This is a genomic window from Sulfitobacter delicatus, from assembly GCF_900102535.1.
In the GTDB taxonomy this organism is placed as follows: Bacteria; Pseudomonadota; Alphaproteobacteria; order Rhodobacterales; family Rhodobacteraceae; genus Sulfitobacter; species Sulfitobacter delicatus.
Genome location: NZ_FNBP01000009.1, coordinates 47,555 through 65,811, shown reverse-complemented (window position 1 = coordinate 65,811; position 18,257 = coordinate 47,555). Strand labels below are relative to the sequence as shown.

At 61.4% G+C, this 18,257-nt stretch carries 16 protein-coding genes and 1 riboswitch; of the genes, 12 read left to right on the top strand and 4 right to left on the bottom strand.

Translation table 11 applies throughout. From position 1 onward, the window contains the following. Positions 1-9 precede the first annotated feature (9 nt). The 4 genes from BLS57_RS14645 (at position 10) to BLS57_RS14630 (ending at position 5,188) form a co-directional block, all read left to right on the top strand. On the top strand, positions 10-1,002 hold the full coding sequence (locus tag BLS57_RS14645; RefSeq protein ID WP_093743459.1) for a branched-chain amino acid ABC transporter permease: 993 nt from the start codon (positions 10-12) through the stop codon (positions 1,000-1,002). Between the two features lie 7 nt (positions 1,003-1,009). Then, on the top strand, positions 1,010-2,083 hold the full coding sequence (locus BLS57_RS14640; protein WP_093743554.1) for a branched-chain amino acid ABC transporter permease: 1,074 nt from the start codon (positions 1,010-1,012) through the stop codon (positions 2,081-2,083). Continuing rightward, the gene (locus BLS57_RS14635; protein ID WP_093743458.1) at positions 2,080-2,928 is read left to right on the top strand and encodes an alpha/beta fold hydrolase; all 849 of its coding nucleotides are present in this window, start codon (positions 2,080-2,082) and stop codon (positions 2,926-2,928) included. Before BLS57_RS14640 ends, BLS57_RS14635 begins: the two co-directional genes overlap by 4 nt. Before the next feature lie 220 nt (positions 2,929-3,148). Continuing rightward, positions 3,149-5,188: an ATP-binding protein gene (locus tag BLS57_RS14630; protein ID WP_167356440.1), complete on the top strand. Its 2,040-nt coding sequence runs from the start codon at positions 3,149-3,151 to the stop codon at positions 5,186-5,188. 17 nt (positions 5,189-5,205) lie between these two features. On the opposite strand, the gene BLS57_RS14625 is transcribed toward BLS57_RS14630, so the two are convergent. Beyond that, a complete protein-coding gene (locus tag BLS57_RS14625) occupies positions 5,206-6,042 on the bottom strand; it encodes a fumarylacetoacetate hydrolase family protein (RefSeq protein WP_341868843.1) in 837 nt (278 codons plus the stop codon). A gap of 164 nt (positions 6,043-6,206) precedes the next feature. On the opposite strand from BLS57_RS14625, the gene BLS57_RS14620 reads away from it, so the two are divergent. From BLS57_RS14620 to BLS57_RS14590, 7 genes are all read left to right on the top strand, one after another. Beyond that, on the top strand, positions 6,207-7,268 hold the full coding sequence (locus tag BLS57_RS14620; RefSeq protein ID WP_093743455.1) for a dipeptidase: 1,062 nt from the start codon (positions 6,207-6,209) through the stop codon (positions 7,266-7,268). Positions 7,269-7,443: 175 nt separating this feature from the next. Beyond that, complete coding sequence (locus BLS57_RS14615; RefSeq protein ID WP_093743454.1) at positions 7,444-9,033, top strand: ATP-binding protein; 1,590 nt, start codon at positions 7,444-7,446, stop codon at positions 9,031-9,033. 125 nt (positions 9,034-9,158) lie between these two features. After that, a riboswitch (cobalamin riboswitch) is annotated at positions 9,159-9,366 on the top strand. 128 nt (positions 9,367-9,494) lie between these two features. After that, positions 9,495-11,315, top strand: coding sequence for a TonB-dependent receptor plug domain-containing protein (locus tag BLS57_RS14610; RefSeq protein WP_167356439.1), 1,821 nt, complete (start codon positions 9,495-9,497; stop codon positions 11,313-11,315). 19 nt (positions 11,316-11,334) lie between these two features. Next, the gene (locus BLS57_RS14605) at positions 11,335-12,198 is read left to right on the top strand and encodes an ABC transporter substrate-binding protein (protein ID WP_093743452.1); all 864 of its coding nucleotides are present in this window, start codon (positions 11,335-11,337) and stop codon (positions 12,196-12,198) included. Beyond that, a complete protein-coding gene (locus tag BLS57_RS14600) occupies positions 12,195-13,178 on the top strand; it encodes a FecCD family ABC transporter permease (protein ID WP_093743451.1) in 984 nt (327 codons plus the stop codon). Before BLS57_RS14605 ends, BLS57_RS14600 begins: the two co-directional genes overlap by 4 nt. Beyond that, the gene (locus tag BLS57_RS14595) at positions 13,175-13,933 is read left to right on the top strand and encodes an ABC transporter ATP-binding protein (protein ID WP_093743450.1); all 759 of its coding nucleotides are present in this window, start codon (positions 13,175-13,177) and stop codon (positions 13,931-13,933) included. The genes BLS57_RS14600 and BLS57_RS14595 overlap by 4 nt, the downstream gene beginning before the upstream one ends. Then, the gene (locus BLS57_RS14590; RefSeq protein ID WP_093743449.1) at positions 13,930-14,604 is read left to right on the top strand and encodes an adenosylcobinamide amidohydrolase; all 675 of its coding nucleotides are present in this window, start codon (positions 13,930-13,932) and stop codon (positions 14,602-14,604) included. The genes BLS57_RS14595 and BLS57_RS14590 overlap by 4 nt, the downstream gene beginning before the upstream one ends. Here the strand turns inward: BLS57_RS14590 and BLS57_RS14585 are convergent. The 3 genes from BLS57_RS14585 to BLS57_RS14575 all read right to left on the bottom strand — a co-directional run bounded on the left by BLS57_RS14585 (position 14,601) and on the right by BLS57_RS14575 (position 17,359). Further along, positions 14,601-15,740, bottom strand: a complete 1,140-nt coding sequence (locus BLS57_RS14585) for an aminotransferase class V-fold PLP-dependent enzyme (RefSeq protein WP_093743448.1) — start codon at positions 15,738-15,740, stop codon at positions 14,601-14,603. The two genes, BLS57_RS14590 and BLS57_RS14585, sit on opposite strands and share 4 nt — an antisense overlap. A gap of 72 nt (positions 15,741-15,812) precedes the next feature. Continuing rightward, positions 15,813-16,484, bottom strand: coding sequence for an amino acid ABC transporter permease (locus BLS57_RS14580; RefSeq protein WP_093743447.1), 672 nt, complete (start codon positions 16,482-16,484; stop codon positions 15,813-15,815). 65 nt (positions 16,485-16,549) lie between these two features. Further along, positions 16,550-17,359: an ABC transporter substrate-binding protein gene (locus BLS57_RS14575; RefSeq protein WP_093743446.1), complete on the bottom strand. Its 810-nt coding sequence runs from the start codon at positions 17,357-17,359 to the stop codon at positions 16,550-16,552. Positions 17,360-17,532: 173 nt separating this feature from the next. On the opposite strand from BLS57_RS14575, the gene BLS57_RS14570 reads away from it, so the two are divergent. Continuing rightward, complete coding sequence (locus tag BLS57_RS14570; RefSeq protein WP_093743445.1) at positions 17,533-18,201, top strand: GntR family transcriptional regulator; 669 nt, start codon at positions 17,533-17,535, stop codon at positions 18,199-18,201. Positions 18,202-18,257 lie beyond the last annotated feature (56 nt).

Genomic DNA, 18,257 nt, shown 5'->3' with positions numbered 1-18,257 from the left:
AGGAAGAACATGGACCGCATTTCAGATATTATGGGACGCTTTGGCGGGGTCTACCTGCTGCCGCTGATCCTCGCAGCACTGGCCTTCGTGCTGATCGGCGCGCCCTCGTCTTGGGCGACGCTGACCGTCGCGGGCCTGGCGATGGGGATGATGGTGTTTCTCATGGCCTCGGGGCTCAGCCTGATCTTTGGGCTGATGGATGTGCTGAACTTTGGCCATTCGGCCTTTGTCAGCTTCGGCGCTTTTGTCGCCGCCTCGGTGCTCGCAGCCCTCAGCGGCTGGCTGGGGGCCGACAATGTGCTGCTCAACATCGCGGCCCTAAGCCTCGCGATCATCGCCGCCATGTCCTTTGGCCTCGCCGCCGGGTGGTTTTTCGAGACGGTCATCATCCGCCCGGTCTACCACGACCACCTGCGGCAAATCCTGATCACGATGGGCGCGCTCATTGTGTCCGAGCAGATCATCCTCGCGGTCTGGGGCGGCACGCCGATCACCGTGCTGCGGCCCCAGTTCCTCGAAGGCGCGTGGATCATCGGCGATGTGAGCATCGAGATTTACCGCATCTTCGCCTTCGGCCTCGGCCTTGCAGCCTTTGTTGGCCTTTACCTCGTGTTGAACCGCACCCGTATTGGCCTTTTGGTCCGTGCAGGAGTGGAAAACCGCGAGATGGTGGAGGCGCTCGGCTTTCGCATCGACCGGCTGTTCATCGGCGTCTTCATGGTCGGCTCGGCCCTCGCCGCTGTCGGCGGTGCAATGTGGGCGGGGTATGAGACACTGATTACCCCGGCGCTCGGCGGCGAGATGATGATCGTGGTTTTCATCGTCGTCATCATCGGCGGGCTTGGCTCTATCGAAGGCACGCTCTTGGGCGCACTGCTGGTCGGGCTGACGGCGAATTACGTGGGCTTTCTGGCGCCGAAACTGGCGCTGGCAAGCAATATGATCCTGATGACAGCGATCCTGCTGTGGCGGCCCAACGGCCTGCGCCCGGCGGTGAAGTGAGATGACCATGCAACACAAATCGACCTATGGCACCCTCGCCGTGAAAACCGCCGTGCTGGTGATCGCCGCCCTGCTGCTCTTCGCACCTTTCCTCTTTCAGGACGTCCGCGCATTGGAAGTGGCGGCGCGCATCTGCATCTTCATCGTGCTGGTCGCCAGCTACGACCTGCTGATCGGCTACACCGGCATCGTCAGCTTCGCCCATACAATGTTCTTTGGCTTCGGCGCTTACGGCGCGGCCATCGCGCTGCGCCAGATGGGGCCGGGCTGGGACGCTGTCCTGCTGGGCGGGCTGGCCGGGGTGCTGGTCTCGCTTGTTGTCGCCACGGCGGTGGGGCTGCTGAGCCTGCGCGTAAAAGCGATCTTCTTTGCCATGATCACGCTGGCGACGGCTTCGGTGGCGCTGGTGCTGGCCTCGCAACTGTCGCAGTTCACTGGCGGCGAAGACGGCATCACCTACCGTGCGCCAGACCTGTTCAAGACTGCCACAAAACTGATGGTGGACGAGGACGGCAAGGTGGTGCGCCTCTTCGGTGTGAAACTGAACGGCAAGCTTGCGGCCTACTACTTCGTTTTCTTCACGTCGCTTGCCCTGTTCCTGCTGATGTTGCGGGTTGTGGCGGCACCGCTTGGCTCTGTCCTCAAAGCAATCCGCGAAAACGAAGCCCGCGCCGAGGCAATCGGTTACCGCGTCGTGGCTTACCGCACCTTCGTCTTCTGCCTCTCGGCCGCTGTCGCCTCGCTGGCAGGGACGGTCTATGCGATCTGGCTGAAATACACCGGGCCGGACACCACGCTGAGCTTTGCGATCATGATCGACATCTTGCTGATGGTGGTGATCGGCGGCATGGGCACAATGTGGGGCGCGGTTGTGGGCGCGGTGCTGATGGTCATGGCGCAGTATTACCTGCGCGACCTCATGGGCGCTGCGGCAGAAGCAACTGCGAACATCCCCCTCCTCCCGGAACTGCTCAACCCTGACCGTTGGCTGTTCTGGCTCGGCATCATCTTTATCTTGCTGGTCTATTTTTTCCCCCGCGGGATCACCGGCACCGTCATGCAAAAGGGAGCGCGCTCATGACCTCTCCGCGTTTCCGCTTTGTCCCGGTCATGGACCACGAGGTGCATGTCACCGAATGGGGCGATCCGGCCAATCCCGCGCTAATTATGGCGCATGGGCTGGCCCGCACCGGACGCGACTTTGACGAGGTGGCAGCAGCACTGTCAGACAGCTACCACGTGCTTTGCCCCGACATGATCGGGCGCGGGCTGTCGTCATGGTCGCGCAACCCGCAGGCTGAGTATTCCGTCGAGTATTACGCAGGCATCGCGACCGATCTGATGGATCACTACCAGATTGAACGTGCGACCTGGCTCGGCACCTCTCTGGGGGGGATGATCGGGATGCGCATCGCCTCGGGCCATGACGCGGACCGGATCAACGCGCTGATCATCAATGACATCAGTCCAGAACTGCCCGAACCTGCCGTGGCGCGGATCTTGTCCTATGTCGGCCAATTGCCGGACTTTGCGACTTTCACCGAAGGTGAGGTTTGGCTGCGCGATACTTACGCGCCTTTCGGTCCGGCGGGGGATACCTTTTGGCAACGCATGGCGCGCTCTTCCCTGCGGCGTCGGGGCGATGGGCGGCTGACCCTGCATTACGATCCACGCATCACCGTCCAGTTCACCGCCTCACCGCATGAGCTGTCGACGTGGGACCGCTGGGCGCAGATAAATATCCCAACCCATGTGCTGCGCGGCGCGGATTCGGACTTGCTGCTCTCGGACGCTGCTGCCCGCATGACCGAAAGTGGCCCCCGCCCCGCGGTGACAGAGATCGCCGACTGCGGCCATGCGCCCAACCTCTCGAACCCAGATGACATCGACCTGCTGCGCGCAATTCTGGCCGATTTGCGACCATAGCCTCGGGAAACGGGCGATTTGCGGCCAAATTTGGTATATTTGACGCCCCCAGCAGGGCATTTTATGCGCGCCTTCTGATTCCGCTTGCGTCAACGCCGAGCAGATGCACTCTTTGCCGCAATAACGCCCTCGCGATTTGAGCAGAATTGGGCGCGGGCAACGAGGGCATCTGGTGACTGAGGCACGCAAAGCAGGGATGACAGGTTTACTGTCGCGGGGCATGACCCGTGTCATTGTGCTGCTCGTACTGGGCGGCGTAATCTTGGGTTTCGGCTACCGGATCGAAACCCTGTCGTATCAAGCCTATCGCCAAGACCTCAAACTAGAAGCCGCAGGCGAACTTATCGAAGTGCGCGAGCGCATTCGGGCGGATATCTTCGAGCAGATCCTGAAACTGCGCGAATTAACCACGATCATCAGCGAGAATCCGAATATCTCGCAAACGGAATTCTCCGCCCGCGCTGCCGAGTTCACAGCGCAAAATCCGGAAGTCATCAACCTCGCCGCCGCGCGTGACCTTGTGGTCAATATCGTTCACCCCTTTGAGGTCAACAAAAGCGTGCTGGGCCTCGACTACCGGAAAAATTCGGACCAACTCCCCAAGGTACAGCAGGCCATGGAAAGCGGCGCGGGCCTTATCACCGGGCCGGTCGATCTTGTGCAGGGTGGCAGGGGTCTGATCCTGCGCCAACCGGTGTTTTATGCGCAAAGCGACAGTACGGCAGCATCTCCCCGGCCCTGGGGGCTCCTGTCGATGGTGATCGACTATGAACGTTTCGTGGAAAGGCTGCGCATCCCCGAGGTCCAAGAAACATACGATTTGGTGATCCGCGAATTGAACCCTGACGGCACTGTCGAACAGGTGGTCTTTGGCGATCCAGACACTGTCTTGGTTGATCCGATCAAGCTCGACTTTGACTTTGCCTTTGGTCTTTGGGAGCTTGCCGCCACTACCAAGGGCGGCTGGCCGGGCCACCGGCCCGACTACTATTGGGACTGGCTGCTGCGCCTGATGGCTGCCGCTGCGGTGATGACCTTTGCCTCCTACGTCATGCGACTGAGCGAGACCCGACATCTGGCCGAACAGCGCCTCCGCACCGGAGTTGAAGCACTGGACCACGGTTTCGTCATGTTTGATCCCAGCGGAACGCTCGTGCTTTGCAACGAAAAGTACCGCGAGATCCACGGCTATAGCGACGTCGTCAAACCCGGCTCCTCCTATGAGCGCATCGCACGCGACAGCATCCGGGCGGGTCTGGTGCCGGACGCCGTGGGCAAGGAAGAAGAATGGATCCGCATTTGGCTGGAAAAGCGTGAGCACGGTGCCTTTGAAACCGAACAGCGCATGCCTGATGGGCGGATTATCAAGACGTCTGACCGGCGTATGGAAGACGGCAGCGTCGTGGGTCTGCGCATTGATGTGACCGATCTGAAAAAGGCGTTGATGGCAGCTGAGGATGCGAACAAGGCCAAGACCGACTTTATGGGCGTACTGAGCCACGAGTTGCGCACCCCGCTCACCGTCATCCTCGGCCATGTGCGCCTCGCCCGCCATTTCGACCGCGCCAAGGTGGCCCGCGATCTGAGCGAAGCGATTGACGCGGCCCCCGAGAGCCGCGAAACCCTCGCGCCCAAACTCGACGCGACATTCGCCAAACTTAGCGACACCATGAAAACCGTCGAACGCTCGGGCAACCACTTGCTGACCCTGATCAACGAAGTGCTGGACTATGCCAAAATCGACGCGGGCAGCCTTTCCATTGATATGGAGCCAGTCGCGATCGACGACATCGTTACCCCCACCGCAGAACAACTGCGCCCGATGATCGAGGACAAAGGGCTGGAACTGCGCGTAAAGTCTGCCGAAGGCACCATGCTGGCTGATGGCAAACGCATTCAGCAGGTGCTGATTAACTTGCTGAGCAATGCGGTAAAATTCTCGGACGAGGGACATATTTCGCTGGTCAGTCGAATACGTGGCGAGGTGGTCGAGTTCCGGGTCACGGACTCTGGCATTGGCATTCCGGAAAACGAACTTGAGCGCGTGTTTGAGCCCTTCCACCAAGTCGATTCCAGCGCCACCCGGCGCTTTGGCGGCACCGGTCTGGGCCTTGCCATCTCGCGCGATATCGCCACTTCGCACGGCGGCAATTTGATTGCCACCAGCATTGAGGGGAAAGGCAGCAGCTTCCTGCTGACTCTGCCGTTGCGTCCGGCGCAGGCGGAAACCGTCACTGACCCGTCAGAAGCCGCCGCCTAACACACTCCGAACCGCTGCTAGAGCGGTTCGACCGTCTGTTCTTGTATCCCCAACCCGGCAATCCCCATCCGCACCCGGTCTCCCGGCTTGAGATAACGCGGCGGCTTGAACCCCATACCAACGCCCGGCGGGGTTCCGGTGCAGATCAGGTCGCCAGCCTCCAGCCGCGTGAACTCGGACATATAAGAGATGATCGTCGCGACATCGAAAATCATCTTATTTGTCGAACCGTCCTGAACCTTTTCGCCATTTACTTCTGTCCAAAGGTCCAATTCCCCCGGATCACCAAGTTCATCTCCCGTCACCAAGACCGGCCCGGTAGGACAGAAGTTGGGAAAGCTCTTGCCCTTGGTCCACTGCCCGCCGCGCTCTGCCTGCCAAGCGCGTTCGGAGACGTCGTTGACTACACAGTAGCCGAGCACATGGTCCAGCGCCGCCTCCCTGCTCACATTCAGCGCTGCGCGGCCAATGACCACACCGAGTTCGACCTCCCAATCAAGTTTGCTCATCTTGTCGGAATAAAGCAGCGGATCGTTCGGGCCACAGTAGGTGCCGCTGGCCTTGTTAAACAAGATGGGCTCCTCAGGCACCGGCATGCCGGATTCGGCGGCGTGGTCGGAATAGTTCAGCCCTACGCACCAAATGTTGCGCGGCTGGCTAACCGGGGCAGCGACCCGTTGACCGGCTGTGTCGAACAGCGGCAAGTCTCGCGGGTCTATAGCGCTTAACCTGCTCTGCACCACCGAGATGGTTTCGGGCGTGAACTCCGAAATGATGCCCGACACATCCCGCGCCTGCCCTTCTCCGTCCAGCATCACCGGTGTTTTTGCACCCTCGCGTGTGCCGTAGCGCATAAGTTTCAAAGCCAGTCCCCCTCAATCAATCACTTGCCGCACCATACCTATTGCGCCAAGGCGTGCCAGTAGACTTTCGATCAACAGCATCCGCGCGCCGCCACTACTGGTCAGCCGCACTCGACACGTGGTAGCGCAATAACAAGCGCAAAGAAGGAGACCCCATGTCCAAGGCCCCATTGATTTTTGACGGTCACAACGACTTTCTTCTGCGCCTTCTGCGTGACCCCGAGAACCGCCAGGCCACATTCCTGAGCGACAGCGGCAAAGGCCACCTAGACCTGCCGCGCATGCGGCAAGGGGGCTTCGGCGGCGGGTTCTTTGCGATCTACATCCCCTCGCCCGATCCCGGTGCGGGTTTGATGGAGCAGATGGACAACCCGCCCTACAGGCTGCCTCTACCGCCGGAGATTCCCTTGAGAGATGCGCAGCCGGTGGCGCTTGCGATGGCTGGGCATTTGCAGTGGATGGAACGCGCCTCTGACGGGCAATTTAAGATCTGCCTCAATGTCGCCGAGCTGCGCCATTGTCTTGAGAATAATATCATCGCTGCGATCATGCATATGGAGGGAGCCGAGGCGATCGGGCCGGACCTTGATGCGCTCTATCTCTTCCACGACATGGGGCTGCGGTCGCTTGGCCCGGTCTGGAGCCGTCCAACGGCGTTCGGCCACGGCGTGCCCTTCGCCTTTCCCGCCTCGCCCGACACCGGGCTGGGGCTTACCGATGCAGGCAAAGACCTGCTGCGGCTGTGTAACGAGATGGGCATCCTGTTCGACCTGTCACATCTGAACGAAGCCGGGTTCAACGATGTGGCCGCACTCTCCAACGCGCCGCTGGTAGCGACCCATTCCAACGCCCATGCGATCACGCCCTCCTCGCGCAATCTTACCGACCGGCAATTGGCGATGATACGGGACAGCGACGGGATGGTCGGGGTGAACTTCGCAGTCGGGTTCCTGAATGCTGATGGGCGTAGAAGTGGCGGTGACGGCTTCGACGCGATGTTGCGCCATATCGATCACTTGATCACCCATTTAAGCGAAGACCGGGTGGGCTTTGGCTCGGACTTTGACGGCGCAGATGTTCCTGCCGAACTGAAAGATGCCGCGGGGCTGCCAAAACTGCGGCAGGCGCTGACCGATCATGGCTATGACGCCGCCCTCCTCGCCAAACTCTGCCACGAGAATTGGCTGGCCGTGCTGGAGCGCAGTTGGCACGGCTGATCTTGTCAGTTTTATTAACCCGTTAAAGAAGGCCGACCAGAATGCCATACAAACGGCTCTCTGTCGCCGATTGTGTCATTTTACATTGGCAGCCTTAGCTTGAACTCGTAATTTGTGATTAAAAACTACGCGTCCATAAGGGCGCGACCAGAAATCGAGCACGACAGAGGCACAGATGAACAATCACCATACCACTCTGGCGGGTTTCGATGATCCGTTGCGGCAGCTTTACCTTCTTGCTGTCGAACCGGACCTTTCCTTAGACGATAAAGTTGCCAAGCTGCTGGCCCTCGGCACCGAGACGTTGGAGCTCGACCTTGGCATCGTGAGCCGCGTTGAACGCCCGATCTATGAATGCCTCTATGTGCATGGGCCGGAGTGGGCGCCTGCCCCCGGCACTACTTTCGACGTCACCAATACCTACTGCCTGCATACCTTGGGCAATGGCGCCGTCACCGCCTTTTACCACGCGGGCCAAGAAGCGATTTCCGCGCATCCTTGCTATGAGAACTTCGGACTGGAGAGCTACATCGGCGCACCGCTGATGCGAGGGGATGCGCCCTTCGGAACGCTGAGTTTCTCCAGCACCACACCACGCGCCGCGCCTTTTTCCGAGGCACAGAGCGAGTTCGTCGAATTCCTCGCCCGCTGGCTGAGCAATGAGCTGAAGCTCCACGCCGAACGCCGCGAGCTGCGCGAGCAACGGGGGCTGTTGGCCGCCATGATCGACGCCGTGCCCGAGGCGATGATCATGACCAACAGCAACCGACAGCTTCAGATGGTCAACCCGGCGGCTGAGACACTTTTCGGCTATGACCAAGAGCAACTGCTAGGGCGACAAACGGCGGTGCTTTACGAAAGCCTCGACCGATACGAAAAGGCGGGAAAAGAACGCTACAACGCCGAACAAGCGCAAAAGCAGGAAGATGTTTCGACCTATTGCCGGCGCCATGATGGCTCCACCTTTGAGGGGCTGGTGTCTTCTGCGCCCATCAAAACCGACCGAGGCGAGCACCTTGGGTTTCTCGGCATTATTCGTGATGTGACCGAACAGCGCGCCTTTGAACGTGCCAAAGACCAGCTCATCGCGACCGTCAGCCATGAGATGAAGACGCCGCTCACCTCCTTGCAGGGCGCGCTCAAGCTGCTCGAAGCCGGGCAAGACGACCTTCCCGCCCCGAAGCGCAAACTGCTGCGCGTGGCGTTGCGCAATGCGCGCGCAATCGAACAGATGGTCGCGGATATCCTCGACGTGGAGCAACTGCGGACACAGGATCAGAGCGGCTTTGACGAACAGCCCCTCTCCCCTCTGCTCACGCAGGCCGCCGAAACCCTCGCCCCTTATGCCAAAGAACACAACGTCGAGCTTAGCGTGGAAGTGTCGCAGGCGCCCGGTCCTTTGCTGCACCTTCATGATGGTCGGGTGATGCGGCTGGTCTCCAACCTGCTGTCCAACGCGATTAAGGCTTCAACCGAAGGGGCCACCGTGCGCGTGGGCATGGCGCGATCCGGCATGGGGTTTTGGATCAAGGACGAAGGCGCGGGCCTGCCGCTCGACCTTCAGCCCGTCTTGTTCGAGCGTTTTTCGCGCGGGGCGAGCTATCAGGTTGAGGAGGGCCACGGGCTAGGCATGAGCATCGTGAAAGCCATCGTCGACCAGCATTTAGGCGACATCAGCTTTGACACCGCTGAAGGCGAAGGCACGACCTTTTACGTCGATTTCCCGCTGCCAGAGACGCAGGCGAAAGTGCGGGCTGCGTCCTAACCCTCTGATACGACAGACCTCGAAACCTCCGCCCCTGCCCTGACCGTGAACAATGCGGTCAAGGGCACGGGCCGCTGTTACCCTTCTTCGCGCGTCATGAACGCTTGCAAAACCGCGCGAGACCTGTAGACAAGCCTTGCTTCGGTTCAGGCGGTTCGCCGTCTGATGAAAAGGGAATGTGGTGCGGCCTTCAGGCCAACTCCACGACTGCCCCCGCAACTGTAAGCGGTGAGCGAAGCCGGTATGAACCACTGTTGCGCAACAGCGTGATGGGAAGGACCGGCCCAGCATCGACCCGCGAGTCAGGAGACCTGCCAAAGCATTCACCCTGTCCGGGCGCGAGGGGCGTCGGGGCTGCGGATCTTCCGCTCGTGGTGTTTTCACCGTCTGCGGGGGTATTGCCCCGAAATGACATGTCACAGTCTCCGGCCCCAGAATGGGCCGATCTCGAGGGTAAATCCATGCTCCGTTTCCACCTGCTGGCCACCGCCGCCGTGCTCCCCTTCCTCCCCACCGCTAGCCTTGCGCAAGAAGCGTTCGATCTGGGCGAAGTCGTCCTGTCGAGCAGCTTAACGCCTGTTGCCAAAGATCAGACAGGCGCCACCGTTGAAGTTCTCGAAGCCGAAGACCTTGCGGGCAGCGACACGTCCGTGATCCAGCGGCTCGACCGTTTGCCGGGCATCTCCTCCGTCGCCAATGGCGGACTGGGCGCGAACGCCACGCTGAAAATACGCGGCCTGCCGGGGCGCTATGTGGTCGTGCGGGTTAATGGGATCGACATGAACGACCCCTCCGGCACGCAGAACTCCTTTAACTTCGGCTCGCTGACGCCTGCGGGGATCGACCGGATCGAAGTCCTAAAAGGCTCGCAGTCGGCGCTCTATGGCTCTGAGGCAATCGGCGGCGTGATCGACATCACCACTTACCGCCCGACCGAACTGGGTTTTTCCGGTCAAGTCAGCAGTGAATACGGCAGTGACAACACGCGTTCCGGCACATTGAGCTTTGGCTACCTGACCGAGCGCGCCGAACTGGCCTATACCTATAGCCGGATCCTGACCGACGGGTTCTCTGCGCAGGCCAGCGACGACGAGGACGATGGCTTCCGCCAGACCACCCAAACCTTCTCCGGGCGCTATAACCTGACCGACAACCTGACGATCGGCGCCGCCGTGACTGACCGCAGCGGTGATCTGGAGATTGACCGTTCCTCCACCGACAGCAGCGGCGCAACCTCCTTTGAAGAGCGCGGCGCACGGGTCTTTGGCGAGTGGCAGACAGGCAATGTGCTGCATACTTTTGCCTATTCCTATTTCGACATCGACCGCCGCGACCCCACCGGCTTCACCACCCGTTTCCAGGGTGACCGCGAGCGTCTGTCCTACCTCGGCAGTGCCGAGCTTGCAGGCGATGTGACGCTGAACTTTGGTCTGGACCGAACCGAAGAGAGCTTTAACTCCGGCGGTTCAACAGGCGATGAGCGCACCCTTTCGGCGCAGGCAGAACTGCTGATGCGCCCTGCTGAGAACGTCGACCTCTCTGCCGCAATGCGCTATGATGACAACAGCGATTTCGGCGGCAAAGCGACGGGCCGTTTGGCCGCGGTCTGGCGTCCGCAGAACGATCTCGCCTTCCGCGCCGTTCTGGGCACCGGCTTCCGGGCCCCATCGCTCTATGAGCGGTTTAGCTTCTACGGTGACCCCACTCTACAGGCCGAAGAAAGCCGCAGCTTTGAACTTGGGGTTGAGAAGACCTATGGCGAGACCGCTTCGGTCAAAGCAACCGTCTTTTACACTGAGATCGACGACCTGATCCAATTCGACGGCGGCTCCACTGCCTGCGGCAGCGGCTTTGGTTGTTACAACCAAGTCCCCGGCACCACCAAATCGCGCGGCATTGAGCTTTCGGGCACTTACGCTCTCAGCAGCCGCACCGAGTTCTTCGGCAACTACACCTACACCCACGCCACAACCGACGGCGAGCGCTTGACCCGCACGCCCAAGCACGATCTCCTGCTGGGCGTGGAAACCGATGTGACCGACCGTCTGCAGGCTGCGCTGGATGTCCGCCATGTCGGCGATGTGGTGCCCAGCATCTACGCGCCTGCCGATCATAAGGTTGGCACCTATACGCTGGTCGGCGCTGGCGTGTCTTATGACGTAACAGACACGACCCAAGCCTACCTGCGGGTGGAAAACCTGTTTGATGAGGATTACGAGACCGCAGGCGGGTACAACACCCCCGGTCGGTCTGCGTTCTTTGGTGTTCGTGCGGATTTCTGATCCCCTCACAACGCGCGTGATGCTGGCCGCTAAGGCTGGCATCACCGCTATTGGCCTGCTGGCCGGGACCGCCCAGCCCGCCTTGGCCCAAGACGTCCCGCGCCGGGTCGTCTCGATGAACCTCTGCACCGATCAGCTTGCCATGCTGCTGGCGGATAAGGGTCAGCTGATCTCGGTCTCCGACCTCGCCCATGATCCGCGCAGTTCAGCGATGGTGGCTGAGGCCGCCGCCTATCCGGTGAACAACGGGTTGGCCGAAGAGATTTACCTCATGCAGCCCGATCTGGTGCTGGCCGGGCGCTACAGCCAGCTTGCCACGGTCGACATGCTGCGCCGTCTGGGCATCCGGGTTGAGCAATTCGATCCAGCAACGTCCCTCGACCAAGTCACCGAACGCATGACCCGCATGGGCGCGCTCTTGGGCCGCGAAGACATCGCCGCCGATCAGATCACCCGCTTTGACCAACGCCTCGCCAGCTTTCGCGACGGCATCGCCCCCCGTCCGCGTGCGGCGCTTTATTTTGCGAATGGCTATACCTCGGGCGACCAGACCCTAGCGGGCGACATCCTCACCGCTGCGGGGCTGATCAACATCGCCGCTGAGTTGGGGCTGGTTTCGGGCGGGGTGATTCCGCTTGAGACCTTGGCGATGGCGGAACCTGACACCGTGGTCACAGGGCAGCCTTACCCCGGCGCCTCACGCTCCGAAGAAATTCTGTCGCATCCGGTGGTCGGAGCGCTCCAAGCGGGGCGGCCTTCTACCTCAATGAACGCGCAAGACTGGCTCTGCGGCACGCCCTATGTGCTGCGCGCGATCGGTCAAATGGCCGAGCTGCGCCGCGACGTGCAAGCCGACCGCGAACGCCAGCAGGCCCGCAAATGAGCCGCTTGGCGTTGGGTCTTAGCGCGCTGGTGGCGACGCTTTTCCTAGCAGCGTTGGTCGTCGGGCCCGCTCCGCTTGGCATCTGGCATGGGCTTCAGGCGCTGATCGCTGGCGGCAATGGGCCCGAGGTGCTGGTGATGCGTGAAATCCGCCTGCCCCGTGCCTTGCTGGGGCTGATGATCGGTGGCGCTTTGGGCCTCGCTGGCGCTGCCATGCAGGGCTATTTGCGCAATCCGCTGGCGGATCCGGGGCTGATCGGGGTGTCGGGCTCTGCCGCACTGGGCGCGGTGCTAGCGCTGCAGACCGGGCTGGCCGCCACCGTGGCGCTTGGTCTCCCGCTGGCGGCGTTGGCAGGCGCGCTTTTGGGCGTGGGGCTGGTGCTGGCGCTGGCCGGGCCGCGGGGGTCTTCGCTGACGTTGATCCTTGCGGGGATCGCGATTTCCGCGCTCGCCGCGGCGCTGACCTCGCTGGTGCTGAACCTATCGCCAAACCCCTTCGCCGCGAATGAGATCGTCTTTTGGATGATGGGTTCTCTCGCCGACCGGTCCATGACCCATGTCGCCATTGCCGCACCGCTGATCCTGCTCGGCGGCGTAATGCTCGGCTCCCTCGCCCGCGGATTGGACGCGCTGACCTTGGGGGAAGACGCGGCCGAGGCGATGGGCGTTAACCTGACCCGTCTGCGGCTGGTGCTGATCTTTGGCACAGCCGCGGTGGTCGGCGCGGCAACGGCGGTGGCGGGGGCGATTGGCTTTGTCGGCTTGGTGGTCCCGCATCTGCTGCGTCCCCTCGTTGGCGCACAGCCCGGGCGCTTGCTCTGGGCCTCGGCCTTTGGCGGGGCGGCGATGTTGCTGGCGGCAGATATCGCTGTTCGCGTCATCCTGCCGGCGCGCGATCTGAAGCTCGGCGTGGTCACGGCACTTGTCGGCGCGCCCCTGTTCTTGCACTTGATCTACCGCACCCGGCAGGAGGGGCTATGACCCTGCTGACCCTCAAAGACTTCGCTGTCACCCGGCGCGGGCGGGACATTCTGCGGAATGTCAGCCTGAGCGTCTGCCCCGGCGAGTTGGTTGGCATTATCGGCCCCAATGGGGCGGGTAAAACCACGCTGATGCGCGCGGCACTTGGGTTGATCGATCACAACGGCCAGAGCACCCTTGCCGCGCTTTCGGCCCGCGAGCGGGGCCGCGCCGTGGCCTGGATGCCGCAACAGCGCGAGATCGCTTGGCCCGTCAACGTACAAACCCTCGTCACGCTGGGCCGCACACCGCACCTTGGCACCGGGCAGCGCCCGAGTGCGGCGGACCAAGCCGCCGTTGACCGGGCGCTTGAACGGATGGATTTGCAAAGCTTCCGCGACCGCACCGCAACGCGGCTTTCTGGCGGCGAACAGGCGCGGGTTTTGATTGCCCGTGCGCTGGCGCAGGAAACCCCTCTGCTCATGACCGATGAGCCAATCGCCGGGTTGGACCCGGCCCATCAGATCGCCACGATGAAAATCTTTGGCGCTTTGGCAGCGGAGGGCAAATCGGTCATGGTCTCGCTGCATGACCTCGGCCTCGCGGCCCGCCATTGCACCCGGTTGATCGTGCTGGACCAAGGCGGTTTGGTTGCCGACGGGCCGCCGCAAGACGTGCTGACCGCCGAACGTGTGCGCGTGACCTTTGGGATTAACGCCTTTCTGCAGAACACCCCCGAAGGACTGATCTTTCAGCCGCTGGATGTCGTGGCATGAGCACGGTGCAGTTGGCGCGGCCTTGGCTGACGTTCGACCTTGGGCGAGAGATGCAGGTACTCAGTTGGGCCATTAACCGTCCCGGTTTTGTTACGGCCAGCCGGATTATTTGGCGCGAGGTGCGCAATGCTGACTTGCCCGAGGATCTGGACGTGCACGACTGGTTCGCCCGCGAACTGAAATCGCAGGGTGAAACGGCAAGCGTCGCCTTCCTGACCTCCCGCGATGTTTCACGTTTCACGCAAGCGCGGGCGCAGGTGGACAGCATCACGGCCCACGCCGTGGCCACAGTGGGCCTGTCGAACGCCGAACGCGTGGGCCACCGGATTGATCGACGCGGGCAGGACTGGGGCACGATCAATGTTGCAGTACGGCTAGACCACGCGCTGTCACAAACCGGGCTGATCGAAGCCCTTAGCATCGCGACCCAAGCCCGCACCGCCGCAGTGATCGACAGCGGTTTTCACCTTCCTTCGGGCCTTGCCACCGGAACCGGGACGGACTGTATCGCCGTCGCTGCCCCCGCCGGAGCAGCGGACTATGCAGGGCTACACACGGAAGTCGGCGAAGCCCTTGGCGCGGCGGTCTATGCCGCGACCAGTGAGGGCGCGAATGCCTGGGTTGTGGAATATGGCGCGGACAGAATGGCTTCCCCCGCTCCCGCCCGCTAGACTAACATCGCGCGAAGTGCCGCGAGCGTCCGGTCGATGCCGGCTTCCGTCGTCAAAACGCCCGGCGACATGCGCAGGGTCTGGCTGCGGTTGTCCATGTAGATATCCAGAACAGCCAGCTGCGTGACCACATCAGAAGCCACCACGTGATCCGGCAGCACCACCATCAAACTGCCGCCGCGCGCGTCCGGATCGGCAGGGGTGGCCAAACTCAGCCCCATATCTTCCAGCCCCGCTTGCAGTTGCAACGTCAGCTTTCGATTGTGCTTCACAAGCGCCTGCGTGTCCTGCCCCATCCGCCAGCGCATTGCTGGGAGGCTCGCGACAGCAGAGACTGTCGAGGGCGTGCCACTGTCCAACCGGCGAATATCACCGGCAAACTCAAATGCATCGAGCGCCCATGAAAAGGGGTTGCTCTGCGAGAACCAGCCGCGCATCTCGGGCTCACATCGCTGAATCAGGTCGGCATCCATATAGACGATCCCCGCCCCGGGCGTGCCGCACATCCATTTGAGGCTGGTCGACAGGGCGAAGTCTACCCGCGGCTCTGTAACGTCATAGGGCAGCAGACCCACGCCTTGTGTCATATCCACCCCGATGAGCGAGCCCATCTTGCGCCCATGCGCGACCAGTTGCGGAATATCCAAGCGGTGCGAGGTCGTGGAACTGACCCATGTGAGCAACGCGAGGGCCACTTCTTCGTCCCAATGGGCAATGATGTCTTCGGCCTCGACCCAATGACCGCCCTGCCGGATCGGCACCGTCGCCAGCGTGAAGCCAAAGCGTTTAGACAGACCCGTCAACAGGAAGTGCAGCGAGGGGAAACCGTCCTCCGCCACCAAAACCTTTTTGCCGCGCAGCGTGTCTTCGGGGAGCGCGCCGATCACTGTCATCAAGCCTGTTGTGACGCTTTCAGTAGTGGTGACCGTGCCCCTTGGGGCGCCGATCAGCTCGGCCCAAAGATCGATGAACTCCTGCCGTTTTGGCAAGACCTCGTTCCACTGATCGCCATTGGCCGCAGCCCAGACGTCAGTGAACTCGGTCATGCCGGCCAGCATGTCGTCGCGCTTGCCCGCGTATTGACCGATGGAATGATAAAGGAGATAGGCGTCGCCCGTTTCCGTTTCTGTGGACATTGTAATCTCCGATAGTTTTCGTGCCGCGCCGGGCGCGGGGGTGTCGCGTTATGAATGTAAGAGTGTGACGTCTTAGCGGTAGCCACGTTTAAAATGCTGCTCGAGCCAGCCGGTGAAGCGCACCATAGGCCATAGGATCGCGATATAGATCAGCGCAGCCAGCAGCAGCGGGGTCGGATTGGCAAAGAGCGCTTGGGCGTCGGTCGCCTGTTTCAGCAGGTCGTCCATTGCCACTACAGAGGCCAGCGAGGTGTCCTTCATGATTGCCACCGCATAGGAGGCCAAGGGCGGGATCATCATGCGAAAAGCCTGCGGCAGGATGACTTTGCGCATGGTGGTAAAGAATGACAGGCCGAGCGCATCGCAGGCCTCAAACTGGCCCCGCGGCACGGCTTCGATCCCGGCACGCACAACCTCAGCCGTGTAGGCCGCCAGTACCAATGCCAGCGCAATCGTCGCCGCTACAAAGGAGGAGAACACGATCCCGGCAAAGGGCAAGGCGTAGTAGACGAGGATCAGGACAACCAACACCGGAATGGCCCGAAAGATGTCGGTGTAGAGCACCGCGAGCAGTCGGAACGGCTTGAGCGCATAGAGCCGGACAAGACAGACCAGCACCCCGAGGATGCCGCCAAAGAAGATCGCCGCGAACCCCAGAAGAATTGTGTTCACCAGCCCGCGCATCAGGATCGGGAACGCGCGGCGCATAACGTCCAGATTGAAGAAGATGTCGAAGATTTCCATGCTGGACTCCCTGGGGTAGAAGGTAAGGCCGCAAACCGGAGGCTCCGGTCTGCAGCCTAGCCGGATCAGTCGGCCGAGGTCGGCACCGGCAGCGGGGTCACAGCGAGGCTGCCCTCTTCCGGCGCGACGCCGAGCCACTTTTCGTAAAGCGTCGCCATCGTGCCGTCTTCCTTCATCGCCGAAATTGCATCGTTGAAGGCTTCCAGCCGTTCAGAGCCTTTGGGCATCATGATCGCGAATTTATCGCCGGTGGGAATTTCCACCGAAACCTGAAGCTCCTGCATCGTCGGCTGAGCAAAAGCATAGCGCAGGCTGACAATGTCGTTCACGGCGGCATCGATCCGGCCACTGCGCAGGTCGGTCAGCATATTGGCCGTGGTGTCGTAGCTGGAGTAGGACTTGTAGCCCAGCTCGCCTTCGCGCTCTTTCAGCCAGTTTTCGGGAAACGACGTAGCGATCGACCCGACGCGCTTGCCTTCCAGCCCCGACAGGTCGCTGATGCCCGCGTCGGTTTTGGTCCCGACACCCAATGCACCCGAGAAATAGGGCTGCGTGAAGGACTGTGCTTCGAGCCGTTCGTTGGTGATCGTCAGCGACGAGATGACAGCATCCACCCGGCGCGAGGCCGTGGCAACGAAAAGCGCACGAAAGTCCAAACCATTGATCTCGGTGGTCATGCCAAGGCGGCTGGCGATCTCATTAATGATATCGACCTCAAAGCCCTCAAACTCGCCAGCCTCGTTCTTAAACTCCCATGGCGGGTTCGCCGGATAAGAACCGATCTTGAGGACATCCTGGGCCATCGCCGCTGCGCCCGTCACCGTCGCAAAGGCCGCAATCGCGAGACCGGCCAGAAAATTTTTCTTGGTTTTCATTTTTATCTCCCTGTGATTGCCAACGCCTGACGCGGCGGCATCCGCCATATGGCTGCCAGCTTCCGTATACAAACACAACGAAAATGTTTTCATTATATGCGATATAGGCTGGTTATCATGCGTTTACTGCGTCAAACTCCCGCCTAAACTGCATACTTTTAAGGCATTGATTCATGACCGACACACCAAAGCGCCATATGAAAGATCAGATCTACGACATTTTCCTCGGTCGCATTCAGCGAGGGGAGATCGGCCCGGACGTCCGGCTTGTGGACACTGCCGTCGCGGCGGAGTTCAACGTCTCGCGGATGCCGGTACGGGACGCGCTGATGCGGCTGACCCACGAAGGCTATCTCGACAGCACCACCCGCGGCTTCACCCTGCCGAACCTCGACACCCGTCAGATTCGCGAAATTTTCGAATTGCGTCGGCTGCTGGAACCCCGCGCGGCTGCGCTGGCCACGGCCCGATTGACGGAAAACGACCTGACCCGGCTGCGCGATGCGGTGGCCCGGGCCGAACAGACCTTGGAGACCGGGGAGATCGAAACCCTTTTTGCCGCGTCGGAAGATATCCGGCGCACATGGATCATGGCCGTTCCGAACAAAGAGCTACGGGATACGATCTTGCGCTACATGGCGCAAATCCAAGCCGTCCGCATGGCAACCCTGCGCGACGCCGAAGCACATCGGACCCTGGTCGACCTTCAACGTCGCCTGCTTCAAGCCCTTGAAGCCCGCGATGCAGCCGCGGTGGAGTTGTTGCTGCTGCGCTACGTTCTGGCGGGCGAGGATAGCTTTCTGCGCCTTCATCCGCCCTCGGCTGACAGCGACGCTTCGTAATACGGCACCGGCACCAACCTTGCACCGCCCCGAAACCACCCCATATTTTCTGGAGA

What these genes read in the sequence shown, in the direction of transcription:
- BLS57_RS14645 (WP_093743459.1), top strand. Translation starts at nt 10, where the DNA reads ATGGACCGCATTTCAGATATTATGGGACGCTTTGGCGGGGTCTACCTG.
- BLS57_RS14640 (WP_093743554.1), top strand. Translation starts at nt 1,010, where the DNA reads ATGCAACACAAATCGACCTATGGCACCCTCGCCGTGAAAACCGCCGTG.
- BLS57_RS14635 (WP_093743458.1), top strand. Translation starts at nt 2,080, where the DNA reads ATGACCTCTCCGCGTTTCCGCTTTGTCCCGGTCATGGACCACGAGGTG.
- BLS57_RS14630 (WP_167356440.1), top strand. Translation starts at nt 3,149, where the DNA reads ATGACCCGTGTCATTGTGCTGCTCGTACTGGGCGGCGTAATCTTGGGT.
- BLS57_RS14625 (WP_341868843.1), bottom strand. Translation starts at nt 6,042, where the DNA reads ATGCGCTACGGCACACGCGAGGGTGCAAAAACACCGGTGATGCTGGAC.
- BLS57_RS14620 (WP_093743455.1), top strand. Translation starts at nt 6,207, where the DNA reads ATGTCCAAGGCCCCATTGATTTTTGACGGTCACAACGACTTTCTTCTG.
- BLS57_RS14615 (WP_093743454.1), top strand. Translation starts at nt 7,444, where the DNA reads ATGAACAATCACCATACCACTCTGGCGGGTTTCGATGATCCGTTGCGG.
- BLS57_RS14610 (WP_167356439.1), top strand. Translation starts at nt 9,495, where the DNA reads ATGCTCCGTTTCCACCTGCTGGCCACCGCCGCCGTGCTCCCCTTCCTC.
- BLS57_RS14605 (WP_093743452.1), top strand. Translation starts at nt 11,335, where the DNA reads ATGCTGGCCGCTAAGGCTGGCATCACCGCTATTGGCCTGCTGGCCGGG.
- BLS57_RS14600 (WP_093743451.1), top strand. Translation starts at nt 12,195, where the DNA reads ATGAGCCGCTTGGCGTTGGGTCTTAGCGCGCTGGTGGCGACGCTTTTC.
- BLS57_RS14595 (WP_093743450.1), top strand. Translation starts at nt 13,175, where the DNA reads ATGACCCTGCTGACCCTCAAAGACTTCGCTGTCACCCGGCGCGGGCGG.
- BLS57_RS14590 (WP_093743449.1), top strand. Translation starts at nt 13,930, where the DNA reads ATGAGCACGGTGCAGTTGGCGCGGCCTTGGCTGACGTTCGACCTTGGG.
- BLS57_RS14585 (WP_093743448.1), bottom strand. Translation starts at nt 15,740, where the DNA reads ATGTCCACAGAAACGGAAACGGGCGACGCCTATCTCCTTTATCATTCC.
- BLS57_RS14580 (WP_093743447.1), bottom strand. Translation starts at nt 16,484, where the DNA reads ATGGAAATCTTCGACATCTTCTTCAATCTGGACGTTATGCGCCGCGCG.
- BLS57_RS14575 (WP_093743446.1), bottom strand. Translation starts at nt 17,359, where the DNA reads ATGAAAACCAAGAAAAATTTTCTGGCCGGTCTCGCGATTGCGGCCTTT.
- BLS57_RS14570 (WP_093743445.1), top strand. Translation starts at nt 17,533, where the DNA reads ATGACCGACACACCAAAGCGCCATATGAAAGATCAGATCTACGACATT.